Here is an 18,509-nt window from a genome sequence, read left to right as displayed (position 1 = left end):
GTTGTCCAACGTCTACGTAGCCGACCAGCCATCGGCGGCGCGTGAGGGGCGGCCGAGCGGCCGCCTCCTCGAAGTCGAAGACCTCCGGGTGGAGTTCCGCACCCGTGACGGTGTTGCCAAGGTCATCAACGGCGTCAACTACCACGTCGACGCCGGCGAGACGCTCGCGGTGCTCGGCGAGTCCGGGTCCGGCAAGAGCGTGACCGCGCAGACCATCATGGGCATCCTCGACACCCCGCCCGGGTTCGTCACCGGCGGCGAGATCCGCTTTCACGGCAAGGACATGCTCAAGATGTCCGCCGAGGAGCGGCGCCGCATCCGGGGCGAGGGCATCGCCATGGTGTTCCAGGACGCGCTCTCCGCGCTCAACCCGGTCTTCACGGTCGGCTTCCAGATCGCCGAGCAGTTCCGGGTCCGCCGCGGCATGAGCCGGCGCGACGCCAAGATCCGCGCCGCGGAGATGCTCGACCAGGTCAAGATCCCCAACGCGAAGCAGCGGGTCAACGAGTACCCGCACCAGTTCTCCGGCGGCATGCGGCAGCGCGTGATGATCGCGATGTCGCTGGCCCTCGACCCCGAGGTGCTGATCGCGGACGAGCCCACCACCGCGCTCGACGTGACCGTGCAGGCCCAGATCATGGACCTGCTCGGCGAGCTCCAGCGCGAACGGCAGATGGGCCTGATCCTCATCACGCACGACCTCGGCGTCGTGGCCGACGTGGCAGACCGGATCGCGGTCATGTACGCGGGCCGCATCGTCGAGGAAGCCAACGTCTACGAGCTGTACGCCAAGCCCGCCCACCCGTACACGATCGGGCTGCTGGAGTCGATCCCGCGCATCGACGAAAAGGGTCAGCAGCTCCGGACCATCCGCGGGCTCCCGCCGAGCCTGCTGAAGATCCCCTCCGGCTGCCCGTTCCACCCGCGCTGCCCGATGGCGCAGCCGGTGTGTCCGGAAAAGCTGCCGCCACTGCTCCAGCTCGGGCCGACCCGGGCCAGCGCCTGCCACTTCGCCGAGGAGCTTGTAAACCGTGACTGAGTCGATCCTCGAGGTCCGCGACCTGGTCAAGTACTACCCGGTCACCCGCGGCATCCTGTTCAAGAAGACGATCGGGCACGTGCAGGCGGTTGACGGCGTCTCGTTCGACCTGCACAAGGGCGAGACGCTCGGCGTGGTGGGCGAGTCGGGCTGCGGCAAGTCGACGCTGGCCAAGGTGCTGATGCACCTGGAGCACCCCACGAGCGGCAGCGTGACCTTCAACGGCCAGGACATCTACAAGCTGGGCGCCTCCGGTCTGCGGCGGCTGCGCCGCAACATCCAGCTGGTGATGCAGGACCCGTACACGTCACTCAACCCGCGGATGACCGTCGGCGACCTGATCGGCGAGCCGTTCGAGATCCACTCGGACGTGGCGCCCAAGGGCAGCCGCCGGCAAAAGGTGCAGGAGCTGCTGGAAGTGGTCGGGCTCAACCCCGAGCACATCAACCGCTACCCGCACCAGTTCTCCGGCGGCCAGCGGCAGCGCATCGGCATCGCCCGCGCGCTGGCGCTGCGGCCCGAGATCATCGTCTGTGACGAGCCGGTGAGCGCGCTGGACGTGTCGATCCAGGCCCAGGTGATGAACCTGCTGGAGACGCTCCAGAACGAGTTCGGCCTGTCGTACATCTTCATCGCCCACGACCTGTCGGTGGTCCGCCACCTCGCCGACCGGGTCGCGGTGATGTACCTCGGCAAGATCGTCGAGCTGGGCACCGAAGACGAGATCTACGAGCGCCCCACCCACCCGTACACGCAGGCCCTGCTCTCCGCGGTGCCGGTGCCGGACCCCAACAGCCGGAAGAACAAGGCGATCATCCGCCTGACCGGCGACGTGCCGAGCCCGACGAACCCACCGTCCGGCTGCCGCTTCCGTACGCGCTGCTGGAAGGCCCAGGAGGTCTGCGCCCGCGAGGTGCCTTTGCTGGAGGTCCGGAGCGGCTCCGACCACCCGAGCGCCTGCCACTTCGCGGAGAAGCGCGAGATCATGGTCACTCGCGAGGCTGGGGAGCTCACGGAGTTGCCTACGCGCACGCTGTGAGTTTCTGGGCCAGGGCGACCCGCTCCGGGCGGTCAGGCTTGATCCCTGCGGGGGTCACCCTGGCCCAGAAACTGACGTGGTCCGGCGTCGTCCGTCTCTTGGGGCTTAGCGGGTAACGCCCAGCGAGAAGTCTCCGAGATTGCGGGCGCGGAGGGTGAGGCCGGGGGAATGCACCCCAAGAAAACGCTCCACGTTTCCCCGGGGCCCCGGGCGCAACGGGTGCGGGCGTCGCGGTAGCTCGAATTGGAAGTGGGCCCCCTAAAGGGGGCCGCGGCCGGCGCGGAGGATGAGCAGGGCGAGTTGGGTGCCGTCCGCTCCCAGGGCGGAGCGGAAGCGGTCGACGATCTCGCGCTCGCGCGACAGGACCAGCCTCGTGCCGCCCGAGGCGAGGCGGGTGGCGCCCACGCGCTGGGAGAGGCGGGCGCGCTCCTGCCAGAGGGCGATGAGCGCGTTGTCGATCTCGTCGATGCGCTCCCGCATGGCGAGGATGCTCTCCGCGGCGTCTGGGGCGTTCGTGCCCGTATCGTCGCCGCTCGACGGGATGCCGGGCTGTTCCGCCACATCGGTGGCCATCGGGTACTCCCTGGGTCTTTGTCCGGTCACCTGGAGTCCAGAGCGCAAAAAGCCCCGGGCTCCAGGAGCCCGGGGCTTTGTAGGTCTCGTGATCAGGCGCGACCCACGGCTGCCGGACTCCCGGAGCCGTAGCTAAAGTAACGCCGCACCTGCTGGATCACGCGCTGAAGTATGCCAGCGCCCCCCGACCTGTGCAAGGAGGGACCCCACGTGTGCGGGGCCCCTCCCAGCGTTTTTCAGGCGATCTTCGTGATGCGGTCCTGCGGGCCGGGTGCCACCGGGGTGCCCCCGCCGAGGTACGTCACGAGCGCGTCGATGTCGAACCCGGGCGCCGTGGCCCGGTCCGTGCCGCCGGTGAGGCGGGTGAACCCGTCGCCACCGTTGGCCAGGAAGTCGTTCGTCGTGACGCGGTACGTGGTGGCCGGGTCGATCGGCGTGCCGTTGAGCGCCAGCTGGCTCACCTTGGCGCCGGCCGCCGCGGTCGAGTCGTACGAGTACGTGAAGCCGGCCGAGACCTGCAGAATGCGCTGGACCGTCTGCCCGCCGAACCCGACGAACTGCTGCTCCAGCACCTCCTTGAGCTGGGCACCGGTGAGCGTCTGGGTGACCACCAGGTTGTTGAACGGCTGCACCGTGAAGCACTCGCCGTACGTGACGTCGCCGGCCGGCTCGCCGCCGGGCGAGTTGGCGAACGTCAGCGGGGCCCGGATGCCGCCCGGGTTCATCAGGGCGATCTGGGCACCGGCGGCCGCCGTCGTGTACGCGAGCTGGGCGTCCGCGATCACGTCACCGAGCGCGCTCTCGCCGGCGGCGTTGTTGGCGTTGGTGATGTCCGCCGTGATCTTGCCCACTACCCGGTTGGCGATCGGCGCGACCGCCGTGCGGTACTTGTCGGCGATCTTCTTGGCGCTCTTGTCCACCAGGGCCGGGTTGCGCACGAACGCGCCGGTGCTGTCGGTCTGCCAGCTCCCGTCCGGGTTGCGGACGCCGTTTTCGACGATGACGTTGCGCGCGGCGATCTCGGCGAACCGGCCCGTGCGCTTGTCCAGCGTGAAGTCGATGTCGGTGACCAGCACGCCGTTGCTGCCGGCGCTGGTCACGACCGACGGCGCGCCGGAGGAGTTGGGCAGCTGGCACGAGTAGAAGCGGTGGGTGTGGCCGGAGACCACGATGCCGAACTCGGGACGGAGCCCCGCCACGATGTCGGTGATCGGGCCGGCGAAGTTGGCGCACCCGTCGACCGGCTGCGGGTTGGGCGGGGCGGACTGCGCGCCACCCTCGTGGATCAGCAGCACCAGCGACTTGACGCCGGCGAGGCGGAGCAGGCCACCCCACTTGTTGGCGGTCTCGATCTCGTCGCGGAACTGCACCGACGTGATGCCGGCCGGGTTGACGATGCCGGGCGTGCCCTCGAGCGTCATGCCGACGAAGCCGACCGGTACGCCGTCGACGAGGCGGATGTCGACCGGGAGCAGCAGCGGGAGGCCGGAGTTCTTCCGTACCACGTTCGCGGCGAGATAGTTGAACTTCGCGCCCTTGAAGCCGTCGCCGTCCTGGCAGCCGTCAGTCGGGTGGCAGCCGCCGCGCTGGAGGCGCTGCAGCTCGGTCGTACCCTCGTCGAACTCGTGGTTGCCCACCGAGCTGATCTGCAGGCCGGCGTTGTTGAGCAGCTCGATCGAGGGCTCGTCGTGGAACGCCGCGCTGACCAGCGGGCTCGCGCCGACCAGGTCACCTGCGCCAACCGTGATCGACTCGCGCCGCTCCGACTTGGCCTCGGCGCGTAGCTTCTTGACCCAAGTCGTCAGGTACTCCACACCGCCGGCCGGGGTCCCGTTGACCAGGCCACCGCTGCCGGTGGGCGGGTCGATCGCGCCGTGGAAGTCGTTGAAGCCCAGCAGGTTGCCCTTGACGGTCTTGCCACCCTGGCCGCCCTTGCCGTGGCCGGCCAGGTCGTACGACACGGAGACCGGGGACATCGGCGTCCAGGCCGCGGCCGCCTGGTCGGACTCGGCGGAGTCGGGAGAACTGAACGGCACGGTTGCGACAACGGCCAGCGCGAGGGCGGGTACGGCGAGGTTACGCAGCACCGCCCAGCCGCGCGAGCGCGATGGGGTCATGGTGTCTCTCCCTAATGTGCATATGCGCATGTGCGAGAACAACAGGGGTCATGTTTCTCGCCACGGCATGATCGCACCAGACCCACGGGGTGACGGTTTAGTAGCCATACGGCGCGGCCACCGTGTCCCTCGTTGGTCGCGTCGCGACCGCCGGCGTCCGGAAACGTCGGGGCTCGGGCATAGACTCGGTGCGCGATGCATGCTCTCTTCCACACCCCTCATACAGACGCCCCGGCGGAGGGCGGCGATGCCGCCGCTCAGGAGCCGGAGGCGCAGCCCAAGCGCCCGCGACGCCCCCGGCTCGACCCGGAAAAGCTGCTCGAAGGGCTCAACGGGCCGCAGCGGGAGGCGGTCGTGCACGCCGGGTCGCCGCTGCTGATCGTGGCGGGCGCGGGCTCGGGCAAGACCCGCGTGCTCACCAACCGGATCGCCTACCTGCTCGCCGCCCGCGACGTTCATCCCGGCCAGATCATCGCGATCACGTTCACCAACAAGGCCGCCGGCGAGATGAAGGAGCGGGTGGCCGCGCTGGTCGGTGGGCGGGCGCGGCTGATGTGGGTGTCGACGTTCCACTCCGCGTGCGTGCGCATCCTGCGGGCCGAGCACGAGCACGCCGGGCTCAAGTCCACATTCTCCATCTACGACGCCGACGACTCCCGGCGGCTGATGCAGATGGTGGCGCGCGAGCTCGACCTCGACCCCAAGCGCTACCCGGCGCGCGGCCTCGCGCACCAGATCTCCAACCTGAAAAACGAGCTGATCGACCCGGAGAGCTTCGCCGACCGTGCCAAGGGGCCGGCCGAGCGCGCCGTCGCCGAGGCCTACACGCTGTACCAGCGGCGTCTCAAGGAAGCGCACGCGCTCGACTTCGACGACCTCATCATGGCCACCGTCCACTTGTTCCAGTCGCACCCGCACGTGGCCGAAACCTACCGGCGGCGCTTCCGGCACGTGCTCGTCGACGAGTACCAGGACACCAACCACGCGCAGTACGTGCTGATCAAGGAGCTGGTCTCCGGCACGCCCGGCCTGGAGCCGGCCGAGCTGTGCGTGGTCGGCGACGCCGACCAGTCGATCTACGCGTTTCGCGGCGCCACGATCCGCAACATCCTGGAGTTCGAGCGCGACTTCACCGACGCGCGCACGATCCTGCTGGAGCAGAATTACCGCTCCACCCAGACCATCCTCAACGCGGCCAACGCGGTCATCGACCGCAACAGCTCCCGCAAGCCCAAGCGCCTCTGGAGCGAGCAGGGGCAGGGCGAGCAGATCGTCGGGTACGTCGCGGACACCGAGCACGCCGAGGCCGACTGGGTGGCCCGCGAGATCGACCGGCTCTGCGACGCCGACGAGGCCCGCCCCGGCGACGTGGCCGTCTTCTACCGCACCAACGCACAGTCCCGTGTGTTCGAGGAAGTGTTCATCCGGGTCGGCCTGCCCTACAAGGTCGTGGGCGGCGTGCGCTTCTACGAGCGCAAGGAGGTCCGCGACGCGCTGGCCTACCTGCGCGCGATCGTCAACGACGACGACACGGTCAGCATCCGCCGCATCCTCAACACCCCGCGCCGTGGGATCGGCGACCGGGCCGAGGCGTGCGTGGAGGCGCTCTCCAGCCGCGAGCGCATCTCGTTCGGCGCCGCACTGCGCCGCGCCGCCGAGGCGCCGGGCATCTCCACCCGCGCGGTCAACGGCATCGCCGACTTCGTCGCCCTGCTCGACACCGTGCGCGAGCTGGCCGAGACCGCCCCGCCCGAAGAGGTGCTGGAGGCGGTGCTGCAGCGCTCGGGCTACCTGGCCGAGCTGGAGGAGAGCCTCGACCCGCAGGACGCCGGCCGGGTGGAAAACCTGCAGGAGCTCGTGAGCGTCGCCCGGGAGTACACGGAGCGCGCCGAGGCCCAGGCCGAAGAGGCGGGAGAGGACGGCGCCGGTGCCACGCTCGCCGGCTTCCTGGAGCAGGTCGCGCTGGTTGCCGACGCCGACCAGGTGCCCTCCGACGACCCCGACCATCAGGGGGTGGTCACGCTGATGACGCTGCACACCGCCAAGGGCCTGGAGTTTCCGGTCGTCTTCCTGACCGGCCTGGAGGACGGCGTCTTCCCGCACCTGCGCTCGCTGGGCGACACCCACGAGCTGGAGGAGGAGCGCCGCCTGGCGTACGTCGGGATCACCCGCGCCCGCCAGCGCCTGTACCTCTCCCGGGCGATGACGCGGGGCGCGTGGGGTCAGCCGCAGTACAACCCGGCCTCCCGCTTCCTCGCCGAGCTCCCCAGCGAGCTGGTGCGCTGGGAGCGCACCGACGCGGCGTACACGTCGTGGTCCGGCACCGGCGGCGGCATCGGCGGCCGCTCCTCCGGGTCCGGCACGGCGAGCCGTGGCACATTCACCGGCGGCACCGCCAAGGCCGCCCGCCTGGCCGAGCGCCTCGGCGTCGACGGCGCCAAGCTGGCGACGGCCAGCGACCTGCCCCAGGTCCCGAGCGTCAGCGCCGGCGACCGCATCAACCACCAGCGCTACGGCATGGGCCGCGTGGTCGAGGTCGAGGGCTACGGCGCCCGAGCCCAAGCCAAGGTCGACTTCGGCGACCAGATCATGTGGATCGTGCTCCGCCACGCCCCGATCGAAAAAATCTAGAGAACTTCGATCACAGCCCGGGTCGACGCCAGCGAGCGGCCATCTCGTCGCGCAGGGCCGAGACGTCCCGCGCGGTCGCGGCGACGTTGGCACCGCGGCCGAGCGCGGCCCTGACCGGGGCCGCGCGATGCTCCCGTGATCAGCCAGGTCTTCATGGCTCGCTGCGTGCATAGAAATGGACAAGTAGTGCACAAGTGCCGTTAGCAGCCCAGGTTGACGCCCCGCGCCCGCATGAACGGAGCCGGGTTGATCTGGTTCCACAGGCCCATGTGCACCTCGAAGTGCAGGTGCGGGCCGGTGGAGTCGCCCGTGGAACCCTCGTAGCCGATGACCTGGCCGGCCTTGACCTTCTGGCCGGGCTGGACGATGGTGCGCGACTGGTGGGCGTAGTGGGTCTGTACGCCGCCACCGTGGTCGATCATCACCGAGATGCCGTAGCCGGAGTAGATCCAGCCGGCGGCCAGGACGGTGCCGGCGGCCGCGGCGTGGATCGGGGTGCCCTCGTCGGCGGCGAGGTCGATGCCCGCGTGCAGTACCCCCCAGCGCTGCCCGAAGCACGACGTGATCTCGCCGCCCGGCATCGGGGTGACCCAGGCAGGGGTCGCCTTGGGCTTGGCGGTGGTCGCCTTCGGGGCCGGGGTGGCCGCCTGCGTCTTGGTCGCCTCCGGAGCGGCCTTCGCCTGCGCCTGCGCATTCGCCTGGGCGGGAGCCGTGGTGGTGGCCGCGGCCGACGGGGTGGGTGACGACTCGCGCTGCGCCCGGTCCGCGCGGTCGGCCGAGTCGGCGCGCGCCTCCTGGCCGGCGGTGACCGCCAGCGTGGTGTCCGGTCCGGAACCGCCGCCGTTCACCGCCGCGGATACGGCGGCGACGGGCAGACCGAGGAGCAGGACCGCAGCGGGTACGACGAAGCGGCCGCGACCGGTGAACCGGGTGCGTACCCGGTGCCGGACGACCTCACCACCGCGGGGGCGGGCGTGGGTCGGTACGTAGGGGGGCGTGCTCTGCACGGGGGGACCTCCGTGGTTTGTCGGACCGGGAAATGTTTGTTTGCCGGCCGTTCACCACGGGAAGGGGTGGGAGAAGCCATCGACGGGGGTTCTCCGGAGCGCGCGCTGCTTTGCCCGGATTTGCGGGCTACCACCCGGTAGCCCCGCCCGGCTCAGCAGTGGCGTCGGTCACAAATGCCGCTGTGACCAGGGAAACTTTGCCTGGTCAGGGGCATGAAAAAACCGCCCATGCCGGGAGGCACGGGCGGTCGGAAGGACAATACGCAGGGTCAGGAGGCGGCTACATCGGTGGCAATTGCCTCGACTTCGAGCTTGATGTCCGCTCCGTGGTCGCGGAAGACCGGGATAGGGTCGCGCGGCTGGCCGTTGACATGCACCTCAAGGTGCAGGTGGTTGCCGTACGCGTGGCCGGTGCTGCCCACGTAGCCGAGCGTCTCGCCGGCCTTCACCTTCTGGCCCGCCTTGACGGCGACCTGCGAAGAGTGGCCGTAGATGGTCTCGACGCCGTTGCCGTGGTCGAGGATCACCGCGTAGCCGTAGCCGCCGTAGTAGCCGGCGAGCTTTACCGTGCCGGCGTGCGCCGCGACGTAGGGCGTGCCCTCCGGCGCGGCCAGGTCGACGCCGGCGTGGAGCTGGCCCCAGCGCATGCCGTAGGCCGAGGTGAACTCGTAGCCGTGCAGCGGGAGCATCCAGACGTCGTCGGACGCCGGCTGCGCGGCGGTGTCGGACCGCCCGTCGCGGGACGCCCTACTGGCGTCCTCCGCGCGCTCGGCGAGGTCCTGCTGGGTAGATGCCTGGTCGAGGTCGGCGATCGCCGACGGGTCGACCGTCTTCGCGTCCGGCATGGCGCCCGCACCGAGCGCCACGATCCCGGCGCCGACGAACGCGGTGGTGACAACTGCCGCGTAGCGACTGCGCGGTGGTGTGGGGACGCGTCGTCGACCGCGGTAGCGGTCGGGCTCAGACGACAAGCGCTGGCGCACGCACATCCTCCGGTATCCGTCAGGCTGGCGGCGAACGAGCGTCTCGAGTGAGGGGGGTGAACGCTCGGTTTGCCGCGCTGTCGTCCCGTGGGGGCCGGGATGACAGCCGTGGGACACCGTAACTAAGCCCATAGGCGTGTCACAACCCGAACGGGCAAATTCCCTACAGAACCCCGTACTGTCCGTTGTGGAATGCCGGAATTCGTTACTATTTGTGAGCCCACTCGTTAGTAGCGTTCAGTCACATCGAATAATACTGATAGTTATGTGATCTGTTCAACAGCGGTAAATGCTTGCTCTCCTCAAAGGACGGTCTCGCGATGCGCTCGGTGGCCCGTGGTGGTCCTCATGTTTCCGCTGCGCGTCCGTGGGGTTACCGTTCGTTCAGGTGAGCTACGCGGTCGGGAAGGTGCAGTGCTGATGGGTTCTCGGATACGGGTCGTCGTCGCCAAGCCGGGTCTGGACGGCCACGACCGCGGCGCGAAGGTCGTCGCGCGGGCGCTGCGCGACGCTGGCATGGAGGTCGTCTACACCGGGCTGCACCAGACGCCGGAGCAGATCGTCGAGACCGCGATCCAGGAGGACGCCGACGCTGTCGGCCTCTCCGTGCTCTCCGGGGCGCACATGACGCTCTTCCGGCGGGTGCTGGACCTGCTGGCCGAGCGGGGCGCGACCGACATCGTCGTCTTCGGCGGCGGCATCATTCCGGACGCCGACATTCCAGAACTAGAGCGACTCGGTGTCGCGAAGATATTTACTCCGGGTGCGACAACACAGGCGATCGTCGAATGGGTGCGGGCGAACGTCACGCAACCGGTGGCATAGCATTACGCACCGTTGTCGTTAGTCGTTCCACACTGGACAACGACGATGGATAAAGGGAGAGGCCGGACGCACCCCTCACACGTCCGGCCTCTCTATGCACGATGCCCCGCCGCCACCCCTCGACCGACAGGGCATCGGCCGTCTTCGTCGTTGCTGTATCGCTCAGACACTTGAATCAACGACGCCCTTCACAGGGGGTTACGCAGGCCCCGCAAAAAGATTCCGGCGTACCCTGTGCGCTCGTGACCGTCCCTCCGCAGCCACCTCCCGGCGGTTGGCAGCCGCCACCGCCGGGTGGATACCCGCCGCCGCCCGGCGCATACCCGGCTCACCCTCACCCTCAGTACGGCCAGCCGCCCTACCAGCCGTACCCGCCACATCCCCAGGGCTACCCGCAGCAGCCGCCACCGCAACCGCTACCGGTGACGAAGCGGATCCCGGAGGACCAGCCGTTCATCGCGCGGCACAGCGTCAAGAAGCGCGTGCTCCTCTTCGGCGGTATCGGCGGCGGCGTCTCGCTCGTCTTCGCCGCGCTCATCGGTGCCGGCTCGGGGGAGCCACTCGCCGCGCTCGGCGTGTTCGGCTGCTTCGCGGTGATGTTCGGCCTCATCTTCGGGCTGCAGATCTGGCTGCTCGCCTCCGGCGGCCCGGTGCTCGCGATCGGCCCGGCAGGGCTCTGGATCAAGACCCGCCCCACCCGGGGCCAGGCGATCTGGCTGCCCTGGGAGGCGATCGAGCGGGTGTACCGGCGGCGCTGGGCGTTCGACAAGATGCTCTGCGTCAAGCCACGCGACCCGCGTACCGGCACCAACCTCGGCGCCTTCACCGCGCTCGACTCCGGCATGCAGCAGCTCGTCTTCGGCACCGGCTTCACCGCGCCGCTCAACTTCGCCGACCGGCCGGAGGCCGAGATCATCGGCGCGGTCGCCCACTTCTCCGCGGGCCGGGTGCACGTCACCTGAGGCCGGGTGTGCAGTACCGCACACCGGTCGCCCGCTCGGTTGCCAGGCGTACGCGTGTCGCTAGGCTGCGCCCAATGGCCTGTTTCTTTCCGATGACAGGCGTCAACCGTTTTCTCACGCTGAGGGTGCTACGTGGACCTGTACGAGTACCAGGGGCGCGAGCTGTTCGACCGGCATGGGCTGCCCGTGCTGGCCGGTGGCGTCGCCACGACCCCGGAGGAGGCCCGCGCGATCGCCGAGCGCCTTGGCGGACGCGTGGTCGTCAAGGCCCAGGTAAAGGTCGGGGGCCGGGGCAAGGCCGGCGGGGTCAAGCTCGCCGATGACGCCGGGGAGGCGGTGGCCCACGCCACGAACATCCTCGGCATGGACATCAAGGGTCACACGGTCCACAAGGTCATGCTGACGGTGACCGCGGACATCGCCGAGGAGTACTACTTCTCGTACCTGCTCGACCGCGCGAACCGTACCTTCCTCTGCATCGCCAGCGTGGCCGGCGGCATGGAGATCGAGCAGGTCGCCGAGGAGTCGCCGGACAAGGTGGCCAAGGTCGCGATCGACGCGAGCGTGGGCGTCAACGAGGCCAAGGCCCGCGAGATCGTGGCCCACGCCGCCTTCCCGGCGGACGTGGCCGACCAGGTCGTGGACATCGCGGTGAAGCTCTGGGAGACGTTCGTCTCCGAGGACGCGACGCTGGTCGAGGTCAACCCGCTGGCCAAGACCGACAGCGGCCAGGTGCTGTGCCTCGACGCGAAGGTGACGCTCGACGCCAACGCGACCTTCCGCCACCCGGAGCACGAGGAGCTGGTCGACCAGGCTGCGGTCGACCCGCTGGAGCAGCGCGCGAAGGAAAAAGACCTCAACTACGTCAAGCTCGACGGCGAGGTCGGCATCATCGGCAACGGCGCGGGCCTGGTCATGTCCACGCTCGACGTGGTGGCGTACGCGGGGGAGGAGTACGGCGGGGTCAAGCCGGCCAACTTCCTCGACATCGGCGGCGGCGCGAGCGCGGCGGTGATGGCCAACGGCCTGGAGATCGTGCTCTCCGACCCGTCCGTGAAGAGCGTGTTCGTCAACGTCTTCGGCGGCATCACCGCCTGCGACGAGGTGGCCAACGGCATCGTGCACGCCCTCGGCCTGCTGGAGCAGCGCGGCGAGCGGGTCACCAAGCCGCTGGTCGTACGGCTCGACGGCAACAACGCCGAGGCTGGCCGGGCCATCCTCGACGGAGCGGCGAATGCGCTGGTCGAACGGGTGGACACTATGGATGGGGCGGCCAAGCGCGCCGCCGAGCTCGCCGCGGCAGGAGTCTGATCATGGCAATCTGGCTGACCAAGGACTCGAAGGTCATCGTCCAGGGCATCACCGGTTCCGAGGGCTCCAAGCACACCCGGCGGATGCTCGCCGCGGGCACCCACGTGGTCGGCGGCACCAACCCGCGCAAGGCGGGTCAGACGGTCGACTTCGACGGCACCGCGCTGCCGGTCTTCGCGACGGTGGCCGACGCCATGAAGGAGACCGGCGCGGACGTCACGGTGATCTTCGTGCCGCCGGCGTTCGCCAAGGCCGCGGTCATCGAGGCGATCGACGCCGAGATCCCGCTCGCCGTGGTGATCACCGAGGGCATCCCGGTGCACGACACCGCGTCGTCGTGGGCGTACAACGTCGGCAAGGGGCAGAAGACGCGCATCATCGGCCCCAACTGCCCGGGCATCGCCTCGCCGGGCGCCGCCAACGCGGGCATCATCCCGGCCGACATCACCGGCGCCGGCCGGATCGGCCTGGTGAGCAAGAGCGGCACGCTCACCTACCAGATGATGTACGAGCTGAGCGACATCGGCTTCTCCACCTGCGTCGGCATCGGTGGCGACCCGGTGATCGGCACGACGCACATCGACGCGCTGGCCGCGTTCCAGGACGACCCCGACACCGACGCGATCGTGATGATCGGTGAGATCGGCGGCGACGCCGAAGAGCGGGCGGCCGAGTTCATCAAGGCCAACGTCACGAAGCCGGTGGTCGGCTACATCGCCGGCTTCACCGCGCCGCCCGGCAAGACCATGGGGCACGCCGGCGCGATCATCTCCGGCTCCTCCGGCACGGCCGAGGCGAAGAAGGTCGCGCTGGAGGCCGCCGGCGTCAAGGTCGGCAAGACCCCGAGCGAGACCGCGCGGCTCATGCGCGAGCTGATGAGCTGAACCAGCGATCCGGCACGGAAGGGCTCCCCGCGCGGGGAGCCCTTCCGTCGTCTCAGCGGTTCGCCGCGTAGATGATGTTCCAGATGATGCCGATCGCGCAGGCGGCGAACGCGATGTAGGCCAGCGTCGGCTGCTTGCCGAACCTGCGCGCGTCGCGGAACGACAGGAACGCGAAGAGCAGGCCGAGGGGCCAGCAGCAGATCAGACCGATCACGATGCCGAGTACGCCCCAGAGCGTGGTCCGGTCGTTGGACGGCGCCGCCGCGGGGGGCGGATATGGTGCGCTCATGCTGATCTCCGCGGGTCACGTCCGCGACCCCCGATGATCGCGGTCCTCGGCTGAGGCTAACGCTAAAACGTCCCGATATGCCCGCATATTGCCCTGAGAACGCCATGATCGACGGTGGTGTCGCCATCGAGCCGGGCCCGCCGCGTGTCAGAGTAGGGCCTGATGCCAGCCACCACCCCTGACCAGCCCGAGCCGGAAGACCCGGCCAACAGGGAGACTGTGCGCATCACGGTCCGGGAGCAGGAAACCGTCCGGCTGCCCAGCCAGCGCTCCGGCCCGGCCCGCGGCGCCCGCCCTGGTGGCTCCGCCCGGCGGTCGCGCCGTGCCCCGCTCCCGCTGGCCGTCGCGGTGGCCACGCTCTGGGCCGCCCTGCTGTCGTACCTGCCGGTGGCCGCCGTCCTGGCCATGGCCCAGTTCGCCGAGGACTCCGGCTCGCTGCCCGGCGCGGCCCGCCTCGGCCTGGCCGGCTGGCTGCTCGGGCACGGCGTGCCGCTGGACACCCCGACCGGCCCGCTCGGCCTCGCCCCGCTGGCGCTCGCGGCGCTCGCGGCCTGGCGGGTGTCCCGCGCGGGCGTACACGTCAGCCGGGCCATCGGCGCGCGCCACCGCGGCACACCGGCCCAGGCACTCGCCGTCGCGGGCACGGTCGGCCTCGGGTACGGGGTGATCGGCCTGCTCGCCGCCGCCATCCTCAACACCGGAAGCGTCTCCGCCTCGCCACCCCGGGCCGGCCTGACGCTCGCCGCGTTCGGGGCCGCCGCCGCGCTGGTCGGGGCGCTCCGCACGACCGGAGCGCTGCGCCTCGTGGCCCGCCGGATGCCCGGAGTGCTGCGCGACGGGCTGCGCACCGGTGTGGTGGCCGCGTTCCTGGTGCTCGGCGCCGGGGCGGGCGCGGCCGGGCTGGCCGTGGCGCTGGGCGCGGGCAACGCGACCGACATGCTCGGTGCGTACCGCACCGGGGTGACCGGCCAGGCCGGCATCACGCTGGTCTGCGTCGCGTACGCGCCGAACGCCGCCGTCTGGTCCGCCGCCTACCTGCTCGGCCCCGGGTTCGCGGTCGGCACCGAGACGGTGGTGCGTACCACCGAGGTGTCGGTCGGCGCGCTGCCGGCGGTACCGCTGCTGGCCGGCCTGCCGGACGGGCCGCTGGGCGGGGCCGGTGCCGCGCTGCTCGCCGTGCCGGTCGTGGCCGGGATGGCCGCGGGCTGGCTGCTCGCCCGCCGCATGCTGCGGGCCGACCCGTCGGCCCGGTGGCGGATGGTGCTCGGGGCCGCGCTGCTCTCCGGGCCGGTCGCCGGCCTGGTGCTGGGCGCCGGCGCGCTGGTCTCCGGCGGCCCGCTCGGCGGGGGGCGGATGGCGGAGATCGGGCCGGTCGCGTGGCAGGTGGCGGCGATGTCAGCGGTGGTGGTGGCCGTGGGCGCGGTGATCGGCGCCGCGGGGACGAGAGCGTTCACCGGACCCTGAGCGGCCCGCGAAAACGGTTCGGGGCGCCCCGGTTGTCCCGGAACGCCCCGAACACCGATCACTCAGCGAGAGGTCCAGTAGAAGACCGAACCGAGCAGGTTGAGCGCGCACGCGGCGAAGGCGATGTAGGCCAGCGTCGGCGACTTGCCAGACTTCTTCGCCTCCTGCAGCGAGAGGATGCCGAAGACGATGCCGGCGGGCCAGCAGCAGATCAGGCCGATGACGATGCCCAGGACCCCCCAGAGGGTCGTCTTGTCGTTCGCCGGCTGTGCGGCGGGCGGCGGGTATGACACTTTCTGTTCCTCCCCAATTTGTTTCTCTGTCGGTTTTACGTAGCTGGACGATGCTCGCCTTTGATCAGTTGCCCGTCAAGCCCATCAACCGCGCAAATCGCTAGAAGTTGTAACCAATGTTCAGGACCAGGCCGAGGATCCCATTGGCGACACCGATGACCGCGCCGATGATGCCGCAGATGAAACCGGCCTGCGCCTGCCCGCGGTTGCTCGCCAGACCCTGGTCGGCCTTGTTGCGGCCCATGAAGCCGAGGACCGCGCCGGCGATGCCCAGGCCCAGGCCGACGAACGCGCAGCACAGGGCGAGCGGGATCGAGGCGATGCCGAGGATCATGCCGACCAGGCCCTGGGTGTTGCTCTGCCCGGTGGGCGCCGGCGCGCCGTAACCCGCTCCCGGGTAGATCGGCGCCTGCGGGTACGGCTGGCCCGAGGCGGGCTGCCCGTACGGGTCCTGGTAGGGCTGCTGAGCGGCGTACGGGTCCTGGTACGGCTGCCCGGAGGTCGGCTGCCCGTACGGCTGGCCCGAGGTCGGCTGCCCATAGGGCTGGCCGGAGGTGGGCGGCTGACCATACTGGGGCTGGCCGTAGGGTGGCTGCGCGTTCGGGTCCTGGGGCTGCTGGCCGTACGGGTCCTGGCCTGGATAGCCGGGCTGCATCGGAGCTCCTTGGTGACGAGAGTGCAGGGTCCTCCTGTCGGGTGACCCACGGCGACCGGCAGCGTACCTGGTCAACACCACTCCGCGAGGTCCCGGTAGGGTTTCGACGTGCCGCAACCCGCTCGCCTCGTCGTCCTGGTATCCGGCTCGGGCAGCAACTTGCAGGCCCTACTGGACGCCGCCGCCGACCCGGCGTACGGCGCCCGGGTGGTGGCGGGGGGCGGCGCCCGCGCCGGCATCGCGGGCCTCGACCGGGCCGCCGCGGCGGGGGTACCGACCTTCGTCGACCCGGTCCGCGCCTACCCGACCCGCGAGGAGTGGGACGCCGCGCTCACCGGGCACGTCGCCGAGCACAAGCCCGACCTGGTCATCTCCGCGGGCTTCCTCAAGCTGGTCGGTGCCGCGTTCCTGGGCGCCTTCGGCGACCGCTACATCAACACGCACAACTCGCTGCTCCCCGCGTTCCCCGGCATGCACGGCCCGCGCGACGCGCTCACCTACGGGGTGCGGGTGACCGGCGCGACGCTGTTCTTCGTGGACGCCGGCGTCGACACCGGGCCGATCATCGCCCAGGTCGCGGTGCCCGTGCTCCCCGACGACACGGAAGAGACGCTCACCGAGCGGATCAAGGAGGCCGAGCGGCGCCAGCTCGTCGAGTCGGTCGGCCGCCTGGTCCGCGAGGGCTGGACCATCACCGGAAGAAAGGTCTCAATTCCATGAGCGAGCGAAGCGAGCGAATCGTGAGGCTCAGCGCGTTAAGTGCCTCAGGGTCGCCCGCAGCGAAGCGAGGACGGCCGTGAGGTCCGCGGAGGAGGGGCGGCGGCCGATCCGGCGCGCGCTCATCAGCGTGTACGACAAGACCGGCCTGCCCGAGCTGGCCAAGGCGCTGCACGGGGCCGACGTCGAGCTGGTCTCCACGGGCTCCACCGCCGCGGTCATCGAGGCGGCGGGTGTGCCGGTGACCCGGGTCGAAGACGTGACCGGCTTTCCGGAGACCCTCGACGGCCGGGTGAAGACGCTCCACCCGGCGATCCACGCGGGCCTGCTGGCCGACCTGCGGCTCCCGGCCCACGAGGCGCAGCTGGCCGAGCTGGGCGTACGCCCGTTCGACCTGCTCGTCTCCAGCCTCTACCCGTTTCGCGAGACGGTCGAGTCGGGCGCGAGCGAAGACGAGTGCGTCGAGCAGATCGACATCGGCGGGCCGGCGATGGTGCGGGCGGCCGCGAAGAACCACGGCACCGTCGCGGTGGTCACCTCGGTCTCCCTGTACCCGATGATCCTGGACGCTCTCGGCGGCGGTGGCTTCACGCTGGCGCAGCGCAAGTCCCTCGCGGCTCGCGCGTTCGCGGACATCGCGGAGTACGACGTGGCGGTGGCCCAGTGGACCGCCGCGGCGCTCGACCCGGATCCGCGGGGGTGGCCGGCCTTCGCCGGGCTGGCGCTGCGCCGCGCGGACGTCCTGCGGTACGGGGAGAACCCGCACCAGCAGGCCGCGCTCTACCTCAACCCGGACTCGCCGCCCGGGCTGGCGCAGGCGCGGCAGCTGCACGGCAAGGAGATGTCGTACAACAACTACGTCGACGCCGAGGCGGCCTGGCGGGCGGCCAACGACTTCGCCGAGCCGGCGGTTGCGATCATCAAGCACGCCAACCCGTGCGGCATCGCGATCGCGGGTGACGTCGCCGAGGCGCACCGCAAGGCGCACGCCTGCGACCCGGTCTCCGCGTACGGCGGGGTGATCGCGGTCAACCGCGCGGTCTCCGTGGAGCTGGCCAAGCAGGTGGCCGACATCTTCACCGAGGTGATCGTGGCGCCGTCCTACGAGGACAGCGCGGTCGAGGTCCTCTCCGCCAAGAAGAACCTGCGTATCCTCGTCGCCCCGCCGTGGCAGCCGCTGCCCGCCGAGTGGCGGCCGGTCGGCGGCGGCGTGCTGGTGCAGATCAGCGACCGGATCGACGCGCCCGGCGACGACCCGGCCACCTGGCGCCTCGTGGCCGGCGAGCCACTCGACGACCTGCGCGACCTCGCGTTCGCCTGGCGGGCGGTGCGCTCGGTGAAGTCGAACGCGATCCTGATCGCCGCGGACGGCGCCACCGTCGGCGTCGGCATGGGCCAGGTCAACCGGGTCGACTCGGCGCGGCTCGCGGTGACCCGTTCCAGCGGGCGGGCGGCCGGCGCGGTGGCGGCCTCGGACGCGTTCTTCCCGTTCGCGGACGGGCTGCAGGTGCTGACCGAGGCGGGCGTCCGCGCGGTCGTCCAGCCTGGCGGCTCGGTCCGCGACGAAGAGGTCGTCGCCGCGGCGAACGCGGCCGGCATCAGCATGTACTTCACCGGTACCCGCCACTTCTTCCACTGACGACGCCCGTGATCGAAGCTCCCTTCAAGTCGCTAGAACGACTTGAAGGGAGCTTCGATCACGGCGGGGCGGGCCGCGGCC

17 protein-coding genes are annotated in these 18,509 nt (G+C 70.5%); 10 read left to right on the top strand and 7 right to left on the bottom strand.

Features of this window, described 5'->3' with window-relative positions:
• Nucleotide 1: 1 nt before the first annotated feature.
• Nucleotides 2–1,039: an ABC transporter ATP-binding protein gene (locus tag RB614_RS01905; RefSeq protein WP_428982903.1), complete on the top strand. Its 1,038-nt coding sequence runs from the start codon at nucleotides 2–4 to the stop codon at nucleotides 1,037–1,039.
• Complete coding sequence (locus tag RB614_RS01900) at nucleotides 1,032–2,078, top strand: ABC transporter ATP-binding protein (protein WP_308710558.1); 1,047 nt, start codon at nucleotides 1,032–1,034, stop codon at nucleotides 2,076–2,078. The genes RB614_RS01905 and RB614_RS01900 overlap by 8 nt, the downstream gene beginning before the upstream one ends.
• 258 nt (nucleotides 2,079–2,336) lie before the next feature.
• Here the strand turns inward: RB614_RS01900 and RB614_RS01895 are convergent, their stop codons facing one another.
• Together RB614_RS01895 and RB614_RS01890 are read right to left on the bottom strand one after the other, a co-directional pair.
• A complete protein-coding gene (locus RB614_RS01895; protein ID WP_308710557.1) occupies nucleotides 2,337–2,651 on the bottom strand; it encodes a chorismate mutase in 315 nt (104 codons plus the stop codon).
• A 236-nt stretch (nucleotides 2,652–2,887) separates the two neighbouring features.
• Complete coding sequence (locus RB614_RS01890) at nucleotides 2,888–4,768, bottom strand: bifunctional metallophosphatase/5'-nucleotidase (protein WP_308710556.1); 1,881 nt, start codon at nucleotides 4,766–4,768, stop codon at nucleotides 2,888–2,890.
• Between the two features lie 195 nt (nucleotides 4,769–4,963).
• Here RB614_RS01890 and pcrA point away from each other — a divergent pair, with 195 nt between their 5' ends.
• Entirely contained in the window at nucleotides 4,964–7,399 is a 2,436-nt protein-coding gene (pcrA, locus tag RB614_RS01885; protein ID WP_308710555.1) for a DNA helicase PcrA, read from the top strand.
• Nucleotides 7,400–7,599: 200 nt separating this feature from the next.
• On the opposite strand, the gene RB614_RS01880 is transcribed toward pcrA, so the two are convergent.
• Nucleotides 7,600–8,406: a M23 family metallopeptidase gene (locus RB614_RS01880; RefSeq protein ID WP_308710554.1), complete on the bottom strand. Its 807-nt coding sequence runs from the start codon at nucleotides 8,404–8,406 to the stop codon at nucleotides 7,600–7,602.
• Between the two features lie 269 nt (nucleotides 8,407–8,675).
• A complete protein-coding gene (locus RB614_RS01875; protein WP_308710553.1) occupies nucleotides 8,676–9,389 on the bottom strand; it encodes a M23 family metallopeptidase in 714 nt (237 codons plus the stop codon).
• Nucleotides 9,390–9,809: 420 nt separating this feature from the next.
• Between RB614_RS01875 and icmB the strand changes: the two genes are divergently transcribed.
• From icmB to sucD, 4 genes are all read left to right on the top strand, one after another.
• Entirely contained in the window at nucleotides 9,810–10,214 is a 405-nt protein-coding gene (gene icmB, locus RB614_RS01870; RefSeq protein WP_308710552.1) for a coenzyme B12-dependent isobutyryl CoA mutase small subunit, read from the top strand.
• A 422-nt stretch (nucleotides 10,215–10,636) separates the two neighbouring features.
• Entirely contained in the window at nucleotides 10,637–11,176 is a 540-nt protein-coding gene (locus RB614_RS01865; protein WP_308710551.1) for a hypothetical protein, read from the top strand.
• A 132-nt stretch (nucleotides 11,177–11,308) separates the two neighbouring features.
• On the top strand, nucleotides 11,309–12,487 hold the full coding sequence (sucC, locus tag RB614_RS01860) for an ADP-forming succinate--CoA ligase subunit beta (protein WP_308710550.1): 1,179 nt from the start codon (nucleotides 11,309–11,311) through the stop codon (nucleotides 12,485–12,487).
• A 2-nt stretch (nucleotides 12,488–12,489) separates the two neighbouring features.
• A complete protein-coding gene (gene sucD / locus RB614_RS01855; RefSeq protein WP_308710549.1) occupies nucleotides 12,490–13,371 on the top strand; it encodes a succinate--CoA ligase subunit alpha in 882 nt (293 codons plus the stop codon).
• A gap of 52 nt (nucleotides 13,372–13,423) precedes the next feature.
• Here the strand turns inward: sucD and RB614_RS01850 are convergent, their stop codons facing one another.
• Nucleotides 13,424–13,660 carry a hypothetical protein gene (locus RB614_RS01850; RefSeq protein WP_308710548.1) on the bottom strand — a complete coding sequence of 79 codons (237 nt, stop codon included), beginning with the start codon at nucleotides 13,658–13,660 and terminating at the stop codon, nucleotides 13,424–13,426.
• Nucleotides 13,661–13,822: 162 nt separating this feature from the next.
• Here RB614_RS01850 and RB614_RS01845 point away from each other — a divergent pair, with 162 nt between their 5' ends.
• A complete protein-coding gene (locus tag RB614_RS01845) occupies nucleotides 13,823–15,124 on the top strand; it encodes a cell division protein PerM (RefSeq protein WP_308710547.1) in 1,302 nt (433 codons plus the stop codon).
• A gap of 62 nt (nucleotides 15,125–15,186) precedes the next feature.
• On the opposite strand, the gene RB614_RS01840 is transcribed toward RB614_RS01845, so the two are convergent.
• Together RB614_RS01840 and RB614_RS01835 are read right to left on the bottom strand one after the other, a co-directional pair.
• The gene (locus RB614_RS01840) at nucleotides 15,187–15,417 is read right to left on the bottom strand and encodes a hypothetical protein (RefSeq protein ID WP_308710546.1); all 231 of its coding nucleotides are present in this window, start codon (nucleotides 15,415–15,417) and stop codon (nucleotides 15,187–15,189) included.
• 100 nt (nucleotides 15,418–15,517) lie between these two features.
• The gene (locus RB614_RS01835; protein WP_308710545.1) at nucleotides 15,518–16,072 is read right to left on the bottom strand and encodes a DUF4190 domain-containing protein; all 555 of its coding nucleotides are present in this window, start codon (nucleotides 16,070–16,072) and stop codon (nucleotides 15,518–15,520) included.
• Nucleotides 16,073–16,180: 108 nt separating this feature from the next.
• Between RB614_RS01835 and purN the strand changes: the two genes are divergently transcribed.
• The gene (gene purN / locus RB614_RS01830; protein WP_308710544.1) at nucleotides 16,181–16,792 is read left to right on the top strand and encodes a phosphoribosylglycinamide formyltransferase; all 612 of its coding nucleotides are present in this window, start codon (nucleotides 16,181–16,183) and stop codon (nucleotides 16,790–16,792) included.
• A gap of 76 nt (nucleotides 16,793–16,868) precedes the next feature.
• Nucleotides 16,869–18,428, top strand: a complete 1,560-nt coding sequence (purH, locus tag RB614_RS01825; protein WP_308710543.1) for a bifunctional phosphoribosylaminoimidazolecarboxamide formyltransferase/IMP cyclohydrolase — start codon at nucleotides 16,869–16,871, stop codon at nucleotides 18,426–18,428.
• Nucleotides 18,429–18,509: the final 81 nt, after the last annotated feature.

Source organism: Phytohabitans maris (assembly GCF_031085175.1).
Taxonomy (GTDB): domain Bacteria; phylum Actinomycetota; class Actinomycetes; order Mycobacteriales; family Micromonosporaceae; genus Phytohabitans; species Phytohabitans maris.
This window is presented reverse-complemented; position numbering and strand designations above follow the sequence as displayed.

Excerpts from the sequence above, each read along its gene's own strand:
- RB614_RS01895 (WP_308710557.1), bottom strand. The coding sequence starts at position 2,651 with ATGGCCACCGATGTGGCGGAACAGCCCGGCATCCCGTCGAGCGGCGAC.
- RB614_RS01890 (WP_308710556.1), bottom strand. The coding sequence starts at position 4,768 with ATGACCCCATCGCGCTCGCGCGGCTGGGCGGTGCTGCGTAACCTCGCC.
- pcrA (WP_308710555.1), top strand. The coding sequence starts at position 4,964 with ATGCATGCTCTCTTCCACACCCCTCATACAGACGCCCCGGCGGAGGGC.
- icmB (WP_308710552.1), top strand. The coding sequence starts at position 9,810 with ATGGGTTCTCGGATACGGGTCGTCGTCGCCAAGCCGGGTCTGGACGGC.
- sucD (WP_308710549.1), top strand. The coding sequence starts at position 12,490 with ATGGCAATCTGGCTGACCAAGGACTCGAAGGTCATCGTCCAGGGCATC.
- RB614_RS01850 (WP_308710548.1), bottom strand. The coding sequence starts at position 13,660 with ATGAGCGCACCATATCCGCCCCCCGCGGCGGCGCCGTCCAACGACCGG.
- RB614_RS01845 (WP_308710547.1), top strand. The coding sequence starts at position 13,823 with ATGCCAGCCACCACCCCTGACCAGCCCGAGCCGGAAGACCCGGCCAAC.
- RB614_RS01835 (WP_308710545.1), bottom strand. The coding sequence starts at position 16,072 with ATGCAGCCCGGCTATCCAGGCCAGGACCCGTACGGCCAGCAGCCCCAG.